The following is a 13,695-nucleotide window of genomic DNA, read 5'->3' as shown; positions in this document are numbered from 1 at the left end:
ACGAGAGTGATAGATTGGGAGAAAGGGGCGAATGGTTGCATGCTTTTGACGGTTGATGGGCTGGAGGTGTTGGAGAGCGGGTCGATGCATGTATTGCATGGGGAGACGGCTGTTTTTGCTTTCGATGACGGAGCAGGCGAGTTGACCGTTCGATTGCGCTTTCAAGACAAGCGAAACGCTGAGACGGCGGTGGAGTATGAGGAGCTGGATGAACAGGATGTCCGGCTTACGTTCTTCAACTTTGATGATCCGAATGGACAGGGCAATAAGAAAAAGTTGTTGGAGGTGGGAGAGTATCGAGGGCGCGACTTGTATCTGCGCTATTTTGTAGTCGGTTCGCGAGACTCGGAGCATATGTTTTTGCACTATACCTGGTTTTTAAGTGAGAGAAGCTCGTGATCGCGTACAGGCGGGAGAAAAGAGACGATCTGTGCATCGCGAGAGGGTCATGCGACGATCGCTACCGAGTGAGGTCTATTTTATCCTTCCGCAACAGCCAATCGAATGCTGCGAGCACGACATTTTTGACAAAAGGGTTTATCCTTTGTGATCGCTGTTGGAAAGTAGCCAAATTGCATGCGCACAAGCGTAAGGTAGCCAAAGTGCGAGCACTGCGCGCGATGTAAAGCGTGGGTAGCAGATAGAAAAACCCCCGATCCTCTCGATCAGGGGTTCATTTTCATGCTTACGCTTCTACCACTTTTACGCTCTTCATCTTATCGCCTTGTGCGATGCTGTCGATAAACTCTTCGCCAGAGATGATTTGACCGAATACGGTATGGTTGCCGTCGAGGTGAGCGGTCGAGTTGCGATCATGGACGATGAAGAACTGGGAACCGCCGGTGTTGCGGCCTGCGTGTGCCATGGAGAGCGCACCGCGCTTATGTTGGTTCGGGTTGTCGACGACTTCGCACTTGATGGTGTAGCCAGGGCCGCCGGTGCCAGTTCCGTGCGGGCAGCCGCCTTGAGCGACGAAGCCCGGGATGACGCGGTGGAACGCCAGGCCGTCATAGAAGCCTTCGTTCGACAGTTTTTCAAAGTTACCAACGGTGCCTGGAGCGTGTTGATCAAACATTTCAAACTCCATCACGCCGCCTTTTTCGAGCTCGATAATCGCTTTTTTCATGACGTGGTCACGACCTTTCCTTATGTACTCTCCCACTTATTATACACGAAATCACTACATACCAAAAAGAGGATTGCTGTTTCGAGCAGGGGGGGAGGCACTAATGCGGCGAAATCGTGGTCAGAAAAATCGTGAAGGTTACGAATGTTGTACATGTGCAAGGAGTTAAGGAGCGAGCAAACAGGAGGAGATCATGAAGAAAATCATCAAGGCACTGCCTTTGTTGGCGCTGGCTGCGATCGCAATTTTCGCGATGCCAAACACCTCTGAGGCGGCAGATGGAAATCCGTTTACCGACATTGACAATTCGTATGCGAAGCAAGAGATCATCGCGATGTATAACCGCAACATCCTCACAGGCTTTTCCGACAGAACATTCAGACCGAAGCAGTCTGTAACGCGTGCAGAGTTTGTTTCTCTGCTGATCAACGCGAAAAAATTACCGCTGGCAGATCCGTACAAAGGTGTGTTTCGCGATGTCCCGCGGGGAGAATGGTACACCACTCAGGCGGAGCTATCCTATCGGCTGGGCTTCGCGAACGGAACGGCTGACGGGGTCTTTCAACCGAACAAGCCGCTTACTCGGGAAGAGATGATCAGAATGACGGTGAGCGCGCTCGGCAAGGAGTCGGAGCAAGCGCGGCGGATGGGCTACACAGACACGCAGCGCGCGATCAACGGCTATTTGGACAAAGGGCAGATCGCTTCGTGGGCGGTATCATCGATCGCCTACGCGACCAGCTCGGGCATCCTGCACGGCGCCTATGGCAAGGTGGAGCCGAAACGCTATGCAACCCGTGAGGAAGTGGCTGCTTTTTTGTATAATTCGATCGTCAAGCGTCCCTTGCCGCAGCTTGTTTACAACATCTCTTCTCGCGGTGGGATGGGCGTGAACTACCATACGAAAAAAGCGACAGACGCGACTGCCTATACATACACGGGCGAACTGACCTATACCGGCATGGTGCCGCGGGTGGGGATGGTCGCAGTCGATCCGGCGCAGATCGCGCTCGGATCGCACCTGTACATCCCAGGCTACGGCTACGGGGTCGCCGGCGACACGGGCGGCGCGATCAAGTCGACGCGCATCGATCTGTTCCACCCCGACTACTATTCAGCCACGCTGTTCGGTCGCAGGGGGATGGACGTCTACATTCTCGATTAGTTTGATCAGGGGACACTCCGTGCTAGCGGGGTGTCTTTTTTCGTCTGTTGACAGGAAGGCGCTCGCTTGCGATAATGTTCCTAACTAATAGTAGTTAGGGAGGTTTGCAGATGACAGCCAATCGGATCAAACAGGTGGCGCTTAAGCACTTTGCCAATCATGGCTATGAGGGAGCATCGCTGGCCGATATTGCGGCTGAAGTCGGAATCAAGACTCCATCGATCTATGCGCATTTCAAAGGCAAGGATGATCTGTTTTTGCAGGTGATTCAGGACATCGCGGAGGAAGAGCTGAGCTTTTTAAAACGCTCGTTTCAAGAGCACAAGGATCAGTCGTTTAAGACGAGCCTCTATCAGGTGCTGGTCTCCTATAAAGAGCGCTATGAACAGGATCTGCAGATGAAGTTTTGGTTGCGCATGTCCTTTTTTCCACCCCTGCACGTCAAAGAGCAGGTCGATCGCTATGTGATGGAATACTTGGATCGGGCGGAACAGCTGCTGGTGACCGTCTTTGCATCGGCGATCGAAAGCGGGGTGATCGCAAGGGTCGGGGCAGAGCGGGCGACGATCGCCTACATGGCGATGATGGATAGCATCTTTGTCGAGATGCTATACGGGGGAGAGGAGCGGTCGCAGAAGCGGTTGGAGGCTGCTTGGGCGATCTTTTGGCGCGGGGTGGTCGCTTCAGATGAGCAAGGAGGAACTGAGTGATGAACAAAAGTTGGGCATTGGTCTTTGGTGCGGGACTGTTAGAAGTGGTCTGGGTGATGGGGTTGACCCACTCGACCACCTGGTGGATGTGGGCAGGCACCGTCGTGATGCTGATCATCAGCTTTGTGGCGATGATTCAAGCGCTGAAGACGCTTCCCGTCTCAACCGTCTATGCGGTGTTCACCGGGCTTGGCACGGTGGGGACTGTGATCGTGGAGATGATCTTTTTTGACGAGCCGTTTCGGTGGGCGAAAGTGCTGTTGATCCTGACGCTGCTGATCGGGGTGCTGGGGCTGAAAATGGTGACTGGAACGCCGAATCAAGAGGGGAGTCGTGTCTGATGGGATGGATCTATCTGCTGTTGGCCGGCTCGTTTGAAGTGACCGGCGTGACCAGCTTGAACCAATACAAGGCGAAGGGGAAGTGGCAAGCGCTGGGAGCGATGAGCCTTTCGATGGCGCTCAGCTTTCTCTTTCTCACGCTTGCGCTACAGACGATCTCGATGGGCACCGGCTATGCGGTGTGGACGGGGATCGGGACGATGGGCGGCACGCTGGTCGGGATGTTGCTGTTTGGCGAGTCGAAAGATTGGCGCCGCATCCTGTTTATCCTGATGGTGGTCGCGTCTGTCATCGGGCTGAAGCTGATCTCTTAGCTGGAGGTGTCGCGCCACCGGTGCGGCTGTCTGGGTCAATTTTGTTGTAGCACCGCCCGAAATGCGGTCAGCTCACATCGTGGCTGACCGCATTTTTCATCGCGCGATTCAGAGAGTGGCAAAATCCTTTTATTATTGGTACACTGGATGTAATCGACCAAATTAGAGAGAAAAGAGGTAATAGATCATGGCAGATACGGTGAAGGTTACAATTCATTTGGAAGAGACGGAAGAGACTGTAACGATCGAAGTTCCAAAAGGAGCCAACCTGCTCGAAGAGTGCAAAAAGCGCCACATCGAGATGGAGTGGGGCTGCATGAACGCAGAATGCGGACAGTGCTCGGTCAAGATCTTGAAAGGCGAGAACAACGTGAACGATCCGACAGAAGAAGAGATCGATTTCCTGCTCTTCCGCATCGACGACGGTCATCGCTTGGGCTGCCAACTGGAGTGTAACGGCGATCTCGAAGTCGACCATCCAGCTCGCGATTAGTTGGAGGTCGAGGGAGCATCGACTACATAGAACGTTTGGGGAAGCCGCGCCGATTTTGGGGCGGTTTTTCTATGAGGAGGACTTGGGATGACTTATCGATATGAGCAGAAGGGCGGGTTCCTGTTTCTTGTGCTCGCCATCGTACCGGTGGTGTATTTGCTGACGATGGCGCAAGGGTGGGAAGAAGTGGCGCTGTTGACCGCGTTAGATGTTTTGCTCATTGTACTTTTGTTTCTGAAATACTTTGTCAAAAAGGGGTTGCGGCTTGACGATGAAGCGCTGATCGTCGAGCGGCGGCTGCTGTCCGATCGCACGTACCGCTTGGAGACGATCGAGATCGTCTACCACCCGCGCGAGAAGCGGTTGAAGGCGGGGCTTGAGATTCGACGCAGGGGAAAGGAGATCGAGCTGCTCGACTTTGTGACGCTCGACAACCTAAAAGGGGTCGAGCAACTTCGAGCAGCATTGAGCTCGAAGCTCGGGGATCGATATCGCGATGGCACGCGTGACCTGTGAGGTGGAGATCGACGCTCCGGTCGAACAAGTCTGGGCGGTGATGCAGGACCCGACGCGGCGCGGGGAGTGGGATTATCGCATCACAGGTGGGCGGTTTACGAAAGAAGGCTATCCGACGAAGGGGGCGCAGTTTTTGACCTCCGGGCGATTGATCGTCCCCTATTCGTTTGAGATGGAATATTTGGCGGTGACACCCTATCGGCAGACGGTCGTCAAGCTGCTGCGTGCGCATCGGTTGCCGGTCGCGTCAGGTGCTGGATCGTGGACCTATTTGCGAAATGGTGCAGGTACGGTGGTGCGCACCGCCTTTCGGATCGAGCTGAAACAGCCGTGGCGCCTGCTGCTCGATCCGTGGGCGTTACAACCGCTGATGTACCTGGTGACCAAGCGCTCCTTGCGGAAGTTGAAACGATTGATCGAGCGATAGACAGTCCTGTTGGCGAACTTTGCCACAGGGCTGTTTTTGTTTTGTGTGAGCGCACAGCGGTTGCGTCGCTGTGTACATGGGCGAGCTTTTGCTCATAGACTGCCAGAAAGGGGGAGAGAAACGTGTCGGATCAGCAAAGAGGTTTCTCCACGCGCAGCATTCGCTTGGCTGGTGGCAAGGAGGATCGCTACGGTTCACTGGTGCCGCCGCTGTATATGAGCTCGACGTTTGTGTTCCCTTCAGCAGAGGTGGGCGGGGCGAGATTTGCCGGTACCGAAAGCGGGATGATCTATTCGCGGCTCGGCAATCCGACTGTCGAAGCGCTGGAACAAGCGGTGGCAGAGCTTGAGGGCGGGGAGGCTGCGCTTGCGTTCGGCTCGGGGATGGGCGCGATCTCGGCGGTGCTCTTGACGTTGGTCGAGTCGGGCGATCATATTTTGTGTTCGAATGGGCTGTATGGCTGCACGTTCGATTTTTTATCGCTGTTAAAACGGAAGTTTGGCGTCGATTTTTCGCTGGCGGAGATGAGCGACAGAAGGTCGCTTGCGCAAGCGATTCGCCAAGAGACCAAAGTGGTCTTCGTCGAGTCGCCGATCAACCCGACGATGAAGCTGGTCGATTTGGAGTTGGTCGCCGAGGTCGCCCATGCGCGCGGGGCAAAAGTGGTGGTGGACAACACGTTTTTAACCCCTTATCTGCAGCGACCGATCGATTTTGGCTGCGATCTGGTCGTGCACTCCGCCACAAAGTATCTCGGCGGCCATGGGGATCTGATCGCCGGAATAGCGGTGGGGCGGAAGGCGATGCTCGATGAAATGCGCATGTCCGCATTGAAAGATTTCGGTGCGGTGATGTCGCCGCTGGAAGCGTGGTTGATCTTGCGCGGCTTAAAAACGCTGTCGCTGCGCATGGATCGGCACTGTGCGAGCGCGAGCAAGGTGGCCAAGTTTTTGCAGGGCCACCCGAAAGTAAAGTGCGTGATGTTTCCCGGTCTGGACGATTTTCCTCAGCAGCAGCTGCGAGAGAAACAGATGCGGGGGCCGGGCGGGATGATCTCGTTTGAAGTGGCGTCGCTTGAGGCGGGGCGAGCTTTGCTGAACGGCGTACAGATCGCCAAGCTCGCGGTCAGTCTGGGCGAGGCGACCACCTTGATTCAGCATCCGGCCTCGATGACGCATGCGGTGATCCCAGCTACCGTTCGGCAGCAGGAGATGGGGATCTCCGACGGCCTGATTCGCTTGTCGGTCGGGCTGGAAGATGCGGACGACCTGATCGACGATCTGCAGCAGGCGCTGGCGCAGGTGTGACGAGGAGTTGCGGTGGATTCAAACCGGGGAGCAACGGTAGAGGTCGGTGCCAGTGGCAGCGGCCCTTTTTGTTTGACAAGTCTGTCTAGGTTGATTACTATAAAGTGCTAATGAAAGGGGGATGTATCGAGATGGTGACGATAAGACCTGTGGAGTTGCGAGATGTGGACACGCTCTATCGCTTTCGACTAGACGAAGAAGTGATGTTTTGGGCGGCTGGCGGGTTTGCTGATGCGATGCATTCGCGCGGGCAGATCGAAGAGATGGTCAAGGGGCAGAAGGCAAGCGATGCGAGCCGCGTATTTGCGATCGAAGCGGAGAAGGATGGCGAGCAAGTCGTGATCGGCCAGATCTCATTTCGCGATTATAACCGCATCAATCGGAATGTGACGATCGGCATGTTTATCGGCGATCGCGACTGCTGGAGTCGCGGGTACGGGACTTCCGCGCTGCATCAGTTTGTACAAATGCTGTTCACCCGATATGGCGCCCATCGCATCTCGATGGACACGTTTGCAGACAACAAGCGAGCGATTCGCTGCTATGAAAAGTGCGGCTTCGCAATCGAGGGCGTGCGCAGGCAAGCGATGTGGACGTTGAACGGTCATCGCGATCAGGTGATGATGGGGCTGTTGCGCGAGGACTGGCTGAAAGCGCGAGGGGATAAGCTGTACTATATTGAGGAGCAGGAATAGGGAAAAGGTGGCGATCTGCCACCTTTTCTTTATTTTGATCAGCGATCTAATAGCGAAGGAGCGCGGAGCCCCAGACCAGTCCGCCACCGAAGGCGGTGAAGAGCAGCAGATCGCCGCGCTTGATGCGACCGTCTCGCTTGGCGAGATCGAAGGCGATCGGAATGGTGGCAGAGGAGTTGTTGCCCAGCTTGCCGATCGTGGAGATGACCTTCTGATCAGGGAGTTGACAATGTTCAGCGACCGCGTTGATGATGCGCTGGTTGGCCTGATGCGGGATCAGCCAGTCGATCTGTTCGACGGAGACGCCTGTCGTTTGCAAGGTTTGCCTGACGCTGTCTGTCATGACGTTGACCGCAAGCTTAAAGATCTTGCGGCCATCCATCACGATCTTCGCTTTGGCGTCTGCGGTCGGCGACGGGTGCCGGCTCCCACCGGCGGGCAGGAAGAGGCTGTGAAAATGCTCACCGTCCGAATGGGTGGTCACATGGAGAATTCCGCTGCTGGCATCCTCCCCTTTTGAGACGACAAGTGCGCCCGCCCCGTCAGAAAAAAGGATGCAGGTGGTGCGATCCGTATAGTCGGTGATGCGAGACAAGAGATCCGCTCCGACGACGAGGATATGCTGAAAATTTCCCGTGCGGATGAAGGCGTCTGCCGTCTGCAGGGCGGAGAGAAAGCCGACACAGGTCATGTGCAGGTCGATCGCTGGGATGGATCGGCAGCCGAGACGGTGCTGAAGCTGACAGGCGACCGAGGGGAACGGATGGTCTGGCGTTTCGGTGCCGACGAGGATCATGTCGAGTTCTTGCGCAGAGAGGCCAGCATCTTGGAGTGCCCGCTCGGCGGCGAGCAAGGCGAGGTCTGAAGTCGCCTGATCGGGAGCGGCGATGCTGCGCTCGGAGATGCCGGTGCGGGTGATGATCCACTCGTCGCTCGTCTCGACCATCTTTTCTAAATCGTGGTTGGTCAACCTGCCCTCGGGCACGTAAGAGCCGATGCCCGAAATGATCGTGTTGTACATTGATGATCACCTCTCAGTTTTTGTATAGGCTCATTATATCACTTAGTATTAGAACCTGATACTAAGAAAATTGTTATAAGATGGTCGTAACGGAGGGTGAACTTATGGGACGTTTTTATACCAATATCGATTGGGGACAGAACGGCAAGAAACCGGAGCTGAAAAAAGAGTCGATGCGCCGGATCTATCAATATTTTGTCCCCTACTGGAAGCTGTTGTTTGGCGTGATCGCCTGTATCTTGGTGGCGGCGGGGCTCGGGTTGTTGCAACCGCTGTTCATCAAGTGGATCATCGATCTGGCCATTCCGGAAAGCGACCTCTGGCTGCTCAACTGGCTGGTCATCGCGATGGTGGTGGCCGCCATCCTGCAGGGGCTGGTCGGCGTGATGCAGACCTATCTGAACTCGCGGATCGGTCAAGGCGTGATGTTCGACATTCGCAACGGGATGTATCGCCATCTGCACCGCATGTCGATCCGCTTTTTCACCTCGACGAAGACGGGCGATATCATGTCGCGGGTGAACAACGATGTCAACGGGTTGCAGCAGGTGGTCACCGACACGATCGCTCAATCGTTAAACAACATCTTGATCTCGGTGACGACGCTCGTCACCATGTTCTTGCTCGACTGGCGGCTGGCGCTGATGTCGCTCGTGCTCTTGCCGCTGTTCATTCTGCCGACCCGCAAGGTGGGCAAGCTCAACTATGAGGCGCGGAAGAACACGCAGGTGCGGATGAGCGAGCTCTCCTCGCTGATGCAGGAGACGCTGTCTGTGTCGGGGGCGCTGCTGGTCAAAGCGTTTGTGCGGCAGGAGGACGAGACGCGGAAGTTTGAAGGGATCAACCGCGAACTGATGCGCTTGCAGATCAGGCAGAGCATGATCGGGCGCTGGTTTTTTATGTTTGTCGGGGTCATCTCGACGGCGGGACCTGCGATCATCTACTGGTATGGCGGGCATCTGGTGGTCGGCGAGAGCATGACGCTCGGGACGGTGATCGCCTTCACCGCCTTCTTGAGCCGCTTGTATGGGCCGGTGGCGGCGCTCGCCAACATTCAGGTGAACATCATAGGTTCGGTGGCGCTGTTTGAGCGGTTGTTCGAATACCTGGATCTGCCGCTGGAGATCGTGGAGAAGCGGGATGCGATCAAGCTGGATCAGGTGAATGGCCGTGTGACGTTCGATCGGGTGTCCTTCCGTTATCAGGACGGACGAGATGTGCTGCAAGACCTGTCGTTCGCCATCGAGCCAGGTCAGGTGGTCGCTTTGGTCGGGCCGAGCGGCTCGGGCAAGACGACCGTGTCCAACCTGATCCCGCGGCTGTATGATCCGAGCGATGGGCGCGTTTTGCTCGACGGTCATGACCTGCGCGATCTCAACTTGAAATCGCTCGGTGAGCAGATCGGCATGGTGACGCAGGAGACGTTCTTGTTCCATGCGACCATCCGCGATAACCTGCGCTACGGCAAGCCGGACGCGACCGATGAGGAAGTGGTTGCGGCGGCGAAAGCGGCCTACATCCACGATCTGATCACGTCGCTGCCAGAAGGGTATGACACGATCGTCGGGGAGCGCGGGCACAAGCTGTCCGGTGGCGAGAAACAGCGGATGGCGATCGCGCGCGTGATCTTGAAGGAGCCGAAAATTTTGATTCTCGATGAGGCGACCTCAGCGCTCGACTCGCATTCGGAGCATCTGATCCAGCAGGCGTTAGAAGAGCTGATGAGCAACGAGTCGAGAACTTCGCTGGTGATCGCTCATCGGCTGTCCACGATCTTGGCGGCCGATCAGATCTTGGTGTTGGAAGCTGGCCGTCTGATCGAAGCGGGTCGGCACGAGGAGTTGCTGGAGCGGGATGGGATGTATGCCAGCCTCTATCGCAAGCAGTTTGAAGCAGAACAGGGATCGAGCGATCCAAACGGGATAGAATAGGGAAAAAGCAGGAAAGGGAGTGATGCGCATGAGCGGGAAGGACGTGAGCGACCGCGTTCCCCCCGGCCAGCACCTGACCGAAAAATGGCCGGTGCTGCACGCGGGGACGGTGCCGAGGGTCGATCTCGATCTGTGGGATTTTAAGATCTTTGGCCTCGTGGAGGAGGAGAAGGTGCTGACGTGGGACGAACTGTTAGCTCTTCCTGCCTGCCGGTCAACGTCTGACATCCACTGTGTGACCACCTGGTCGCGCCTCGACAACAGTTGGGAGGGCATCTCGTTTCGCGATGTGATGGCACTGGTCACAGTGAAGCCGAAAGCGAAATTTGTGGTGATTCACGCGGAGGAAGGGTGGACGACCAACCTCCCGCTGACCGATCTGCTGATGGACGATGTGCTGTTCGCCCATTCGCACGATGGGGAGCCCTTGACGCCCAATCACGGCTGGCCGCTGCGCTTGGTCGTGCCGCACCTCTATTTTTGGAAGAGCGCCAAGTGGGTGCGCGGGATCGAATTTGTGGCGGAGGATGTGCCAGGCTTTTGGGAGGAGCGCGGGTATCATCTGTACGCCGATCCGTGGCTTGAGCAGCGCTATCGAGATGACCCAGAGTGGCATCGCGGCGTGAAGAACACAGACGAGTATTATGAGCAGGTGGCGAAGCGAATTCGTCTGCACGAGCAGAAGAAAGCGCAGGGTGGCGAGCTTGACCCATCCTAACGCTACGAAGAAGGGAAAGACCCTGTCGCGCGAGACAGGGTCTTTTGCTGATGGCTAGGCCAGCTTTTCTTGTTTTTTCTCCTGCTTGTCCTTTTCCTCATCCTCGCCATGCACGAGATTGCGAGTGGCAGATTTGAACTCGGAGAGCGTCTTGCCAAAGGCGCGGCCGAGCTCAGGCAGCTTGGATGGACCGAAGATGATCAGGGCGATGATGATGATCAAGATCAAGCCGGGGATTCCGATGTTGGTGAGCATGTGCGTTCCCTCCTACAGTTTAAAGCCGGTGATGGCGACAACAGCTGGTCGAGGCATCGAATCGCCCGGGCGGTGCGGCCACATCGAGGTCGGAGCTTTGATGTCTTTCGTCTGTTCGCCCGGATGCTGAACGGAGAGAAACAGGGTGGTCTCATCTGGCGTGAAAAACGGTCCGGTCAGTTCGGCGTCGAGCGGAGCGGAGGCGAATTGCATCGCTTCTCCGGCGTTCGGGCCGATCGTCGGAATGACATACAGCCCGTTGTTGCCAAAATGAGCGTGGACGCCTTTGTTGATCGACGATCCGGAGATGTCGGTGACCGTCCACAGGTTGCCGTTGCTGTCGAAGGACAGGTTGTCAGGCGCGGAGAAGCCAGATTGGCGACCGCCAGCCGCAAAGATCTCAAAGTCGAACTCCAGAGCGCCCAGATCGTCATCCTGCTCAAAGAAGCGGGTGATGTGACCGTGGATGTTGCCGTGGTTGTCGTTGTTGGTGTGGGCGATGAAGATCGTGTTGTCAAACGGAGAGATCTCAACATCCTCTGGACGGTCGGTCGGGGTCGCCCCGAGAATCAGCGCCGCCTCGTTCGCATAGACCAGCACGTCCGCTTGCGTCTGGAACTGCGCCTTCAGCTTCTCGACCGTCTTGCTGATCAGCGCGGGTGCTTTAAAGCCTTGTGCGGACAGCGCCTTTTGTACCGCTTCGATGGTCAGCGCGATCCAGGCGCCCTTTTTCATGTTGGCGGCGTAGAGGGTGCCCTCTTCGAGCAGCGCGGAGTTCGCCTTTTCCTTCGCCGCGTCAAACTTGCCTTTGGAGATATATTTGTAGACGCAGGCATCCTTTTCATCATCGCCCATGTAGACGACGATGCGACCATCTTTCGCCAATCCCATCGCCGAGTTCTCATGATGGAAGCGACCGAGCGCGGTGTGTTTGCGCACTTGCCACTCCGCATGGAACGGATCGACTTCGATCACCCAGCCGTAGTGCGTCTGATTGAGCCCGGCCGCCTCTGCTGTGCTTTCGAAGTTCTCCTCACAGGAGAGGACGGTGTTCCACAGGGTGATGCCGCCAGAGCAGTTGGCAAAGGTGCCCTGCACTTTGCTGACACCTCCCACCGCTTTCGATCCCTTCGCAGGTCCGGTCAGCTCAAACGGCGTGAGGCCGGTGATGCGGCGCGCATATTGAGAGCGTTTATCGAGCTTCCACGTCCCATCTTGGCTGCGGTAGACCTCGATGATCGAGCCGCCTTGGTTGTACAGCAACTTATGTAGCTGTTCTTTCGTATAGCCGCCAGATCCCGGCTGTCCTTCGACCCAGATCGGGTTGGTGTACTCATGATTGACCCAGAGCAGACCTTTGTCTGAGTTCTTTCCATTGAGCGGGAAGTAGGCGGTGTAGTCGTTGTTGAAGCCGAACGTGTCGCCAGCAGCGTTGATCACATCACCGTATGCGGCGACCACATCATATTTGAATCCTTTCGGGAGCAGCAGTTGATCTTCTTTGGAATGTTGGATCGGTTTGAAATAGCCGGATACTTTGTTGGTCTTAAATCCGAACAGGTGGTCGGCAGTCGCCGCTTTTGCTTTTTCGCTCGTCAGCACGCCAAGGCCGGATGAAGCGGCTGCCAGCGCCACGGAGCCGGTGCCAAGATAGGACAAAAACTTGCGACGGTTCATCGTTTCCATTTGTCGATCCCTCCAATATGTTCTACAACTCAAGGGTAATGGAAAACGAATCAACTGTGATTGAGGAGGGGTCAAAATCTTGTAAACAACTATTGCGCATTTGTGAAAATGGGATGTGTGGATCGTCCGCGATCTGGGTATAAGAGAGGTAGGATGGAAACTGACGGAGGCGGTGGGGATGAAAAGCAAGCAAAAGATCTGGCTCGGCATGCTCGTTTCGATCATTTCGATCGCGGTGCTGTTCGTGGTGAAATCTCTATTTGGCTCACAGGCGGTAGACGTGCTGGGATTCGGATTCTTGATCGGCTTGTCCTATGCGGCGCTGTGCAAATGAAATCCGCCCTGACCGGCGACGGACAGGGCGGACGAAGCAGTATCATACTGCCTTACAGCAGGCTATAGGTAATCGAATAGAGGAGTGAGACCACCATCGCCACTGCGAGCACGAGGGAGACGGTGCGAACGATCTTCTGATTCATGTGATGCGCTCCTTTCCCAGCTATCACAATCAGTATACCATGAGCGGGAATGCTGGGAAAAGCGTGTACCAAGAGTTGGCGAGCATCAGCGGATCTGCCGGATGAAAGCGCCCGCACCGATCGGTTCGAACCTCACTTGGGCTATGATCAACACAGCACGCGCACGATATTTTGGAGCGGGAGCAGGAACTCCCCCCATTCGTTGCTGATCTGCATGCTCCGGGTATCCGGGGTGTAGCTGACGACTCGTCCCTCCACTGTATGTTCACCGTCCACTTCTCCGACGACAAATCGCAGTGCTCGGCAGTGCATCATCGCTTCCTGCACACGGTGCTCGATCTCTTCCTGCGGGTCGCGGGTCGCGACTTGCACGCTGTGGGGCAAAGCACCACCTTCTGCGAGATGCGCACCGAATTCAGGCGAAATCGTCTGCTGATCATCCCAAATCTTGTTTCCTCGGTTCATATGATCGCTCCCTTGCATAAAATAGTACGGTAGACGAGTATAAAAA

18 protein-coding genes are annotated in these 13,695 nt (G+C 56.0%); 13 read left to right on the top strand and 5 right to left on the bottom strand.

Annotated features, from left to right (window positions below; translation table 11 throughout):
* Nucleotides 1–39: 39 nt before the first annotated feature.
* Entirely contained in the window at nucleotides 40–399 is a 360-nt protein-coding gene (locus ACFSOY_RS03855) for a DUF6864 domain-containing function (RefSeq protein ID WP_386044202.1), read from the top strand.
* A 286-nt stretch (nucleotides 400–685) separates the two neighbouring features.
* Here the strand turns inward: ACFSOY_RS03855 and ACFSOY_RS03850 are convergent, their stop codons facing one another.
* Nucleotides 686–1,126 carry a peptidylprolyl isomerase gene (locus ACFSOY_RS03850; protein WP_386044201.1) on the bottom strand — a complete coding sequence of 147 codons (441 nt, stop codon included), beginning with the start codon at nucleotides 1,124–1,126 and terminating at the stop codon, nucleotides 686–688.
* A 193-nt stretch (nucleotides 1,127–1,319) separates the two neighbouring features.
* On the opposite strand from ACFSOY_RS03850, the gene ACFSOY_RS03845 reads away from it, so the two are divergent.
* From ACFSOY_RS03845 to ACFSOY_RS03805, 9 genes are all read left to right on the top strand, one after another.
* A complete protein-coding gene (locus ACFSOY_RS03845; RefSeq protein WP_386044200.1) occupies nucleotides 1,320–2,291 on the top strand; it encodes an S-layer homology domain-containing protein in 972 nt (323 codons plus the stop codon).
* 110 nt (nucleotides 2,292–2,401) lie between these two features.
* On the top strand, nucleotides 2,402–3,001 hold the full coding sequence (locus ACFSOY_RS03840; protein WP_386044199.1) for a TetR/AcrR family transcriptional regulator: 600 nt from the start codon (nucleotides 2,402–2,404) through the stop codon (nucleotides 2,999–3,001).
* Nucleotides 3,001–3,342, top strand: coding sequence for a DMT family transporter (locus ACFSOY_RS03835; protein ID WP_386044198.1), 342 nt, complete (start codon nucleotides 3,001–3,003; stop codon nucleotides 3,340–3,342). Before ACFSOY_RS03840 ends, ACFSOY_RS03835 begins: the two co-directional genes overlap by 1 nt.
* Nucleotides 3,342–3,656: a DMT family transporter gene (locus tag ACFSOY_RS03830; RefSeq protein ID WP_386044197.1), complete on the top strand. Its 315-nt coding sequence runs from the start codon at nucleotides 3,342–3,344 to the stop codon at nucleotides 3,654–3,656. Before ACFSOY_RS03835 ends, ACFSOY_RS03830 begins: the two co-directional genes overlap by 1 nt.
* A 187-nt stretch (nucleotides 3,657–3,843) precedes the next feature.
* On the top strand, nucleotides 3,844–4,149 hold the full coding sequence (locus tag ACFSOY_RS03825; RefSeq protein WP_386044196.1) for a 2Fe-2S iron-sulfur cluster-binding protein: 306 nt from the start codon (nucleotides 3,844–3,846) through the stop codon (nucleotides 4,147–4,149).
* Nucleotides 4,150–4,236: 87 nt separating this feature from the next.
* Nucleotides 4,237–4,665 carry a hypothetical protein gene (locus ACFSOY_RS03820; protein WP_386044195.1) on the top strand — a complete coding sequence of 143 codons (429 nt, stop codon included), beginning with the start codon at nucleotides 4,237–4,239 and terminating at the stop codon, nucleotides 4,663–4,665.
* Nucleotides 4,646–5,092 (top strand): SRPBCC family protein, encoded by a 447-nt coding sequence (locus ACFSOY_RS03815; RefSeq protein ID WP_386044194.1) that lies wholly within the window; start codon nucleotides 4,646–4,648, stop codon nucleotides 5,090–5,092. The genes ACFSOY_RS03820 and ACFSOY_RS03815 overlap by 20 nt, the downstream gene beginning before the upstream one ends.
* Before the next feature lie 122 nt (nucleotides 5,093–5,214).
* On the top strand, nucleotides 5,215–6,399 hold the full coding sequence (gene megL / locus ACFSOY_RS03810) for a methionine gamma-lyase (RefSeq protein ID WP_386044193.1): 1,185 nt from the start codon (nucleotides 5,215–5,217) through the stop codon (nucleotides 6,397–6,399).
* Nucleotides 6,400–6,530: 131 nt separating this feature from the next.
* Nucleotides 6,531–7,094 carry a GNAT family N-acetyltransferase gene (locus ACFSOY_RS03805; protein ID WP_386044192.1) on the top strand — a complete coding sequence of 188 codons (564 nt, stop codon included), beginning with the start codon at nucleotides 6,531–6,533 and terminating at the stop codon, nucleotides 7,092–7,094.
* A gap of 46 nt (nucleotides 7,095–7,140) precedes the next feature.
* Here ACFSOY_RS03805 and ACFSOY_RS03800 read toward each other — a convergent pair whose 3' ends face one another.
* Complete coding sequence (locus ACFSOY_RS03800) at nucleotides 7,141–8,115, bottom strand: beta-ketoacyl-ACP synthase III (RefSeq protein WP_386044191.1); 975 nt, start codon at nucleotides 8,113–8,115, stop codon at nucleotides 7,141–7,143.
* A 104-nt stretch (nucleotides 8,116–8,219) separates the two neighbouring features.
* On the opposite strand from ACFSOY_RS03800, the gene ACFSOY_RS03795 reads away from it, so the two are divergent.
* Nucleotides 8,220–10,046: an ABC transporter ATP-binding protein gene (locus ACFSOY_RS03795; RefSeq protein ID WP_386044190.1), complete on the top strand. Its 1,827-nt coding sequence runs from the start codon at nucleotides 8,220–8,222 to the stop codon at nucleotides 10,044–10,046.
* Nucleotides 10,047–10,068: 22 nt separating this feature from the next.
* Nucleotides 10,069–10,764, top strand: a complete 696-nt coding sequence (locus tag ACFSOY_RS03790; RefSeq protein WP_386044479.1) for a sulfite oxidase-like oxidoreductase — start codon at nucleotides 10,069–10,071, stop codon at nucleotides 10,762–10,764.
* A 54-nt stretch (nucleotides 10,765–10,818) separates the two neighbouring features.
* On the opposite strand, the gene tatA is transcribed toward ACFSOY_RS03790, so the two are convergent.
* Both tatA and ACFSOY_RS03780 read right to left on the bottom strand, forming a co-directional pair.
* Complete coding sequence (gene tatA, locus ACFSOY_RS03785) at nucleotides 10,819–11,019, bottom strand: twin-arginine translocase TatA/TatE family subunit (RefSeq protein ID WP_386044189.1); 201 nt, start codon at nucleotides 11,017–11,019, stop codon at nucleotides 10,819–10,821.
* Between the two features lie 12 nt (nucleotides 11,020–11,031).
* Nucleotides 11,032–12,705: a PhoX family protein gene (locus ACFSOY_RS03780; RefSeq protein ID WP_386044188.1), complete on the bottom strand. Its 1,674-nt coding sequence runs from the start codon at nucleotides 12,703–12,705 to the stop codon at nucleotides 11,032–11,034.
* Between the two features lie 178 nt (nucleotides 12,706–12,883).
* On the opposite strand from ACFSOY_RS03780, the gene ACFSOY_RS03775 reads away from it, so the two are divergent.
* Nucleotides 12,884–13,039, top strand: coding sequence for a hypothetical protein (locus ACFSOY_RS03775; protein WP_386044187.1), 156 nt, complete (start codon nucleotides 12,884–12,886; stop codon nucleotides 13,037–13,039).
* A 292-nt stretch (nucleotides 13,040–13,331) separates the two neighbouring features.
* Here ACFSOY_RS03775 and ACFSOY_RS03770 read toward each other — a convergent pair whose 3' ends face one another.
* Nucleotides 13,332–13,649, bottom strand: a complete 318-nt coding sequence (locus tag ACFSOY_RS03770) for a YolD-like family protein (protein WP_386044186.1) — start codon at nucleotides 13,647–13,649, stop codon at nucleotides 13,332–13,334.
* Nucleotides 13,650–13,695 lie beyond the last annotated feature (46 nt).

Source organism: Tumebacillus lipolyticus (assembly GCF_042682745.1).
Classification (GTDB): domain Bacteria; phylum Bacillota; class Bacilli; order Tumebacillales; family Tumebacillaceae; genus Tumebacillus_A; species Tumebacillus_A lipolyticus.
This window is presented reverse-complemented; position numbering and strand designations above follow the sequence as displayed.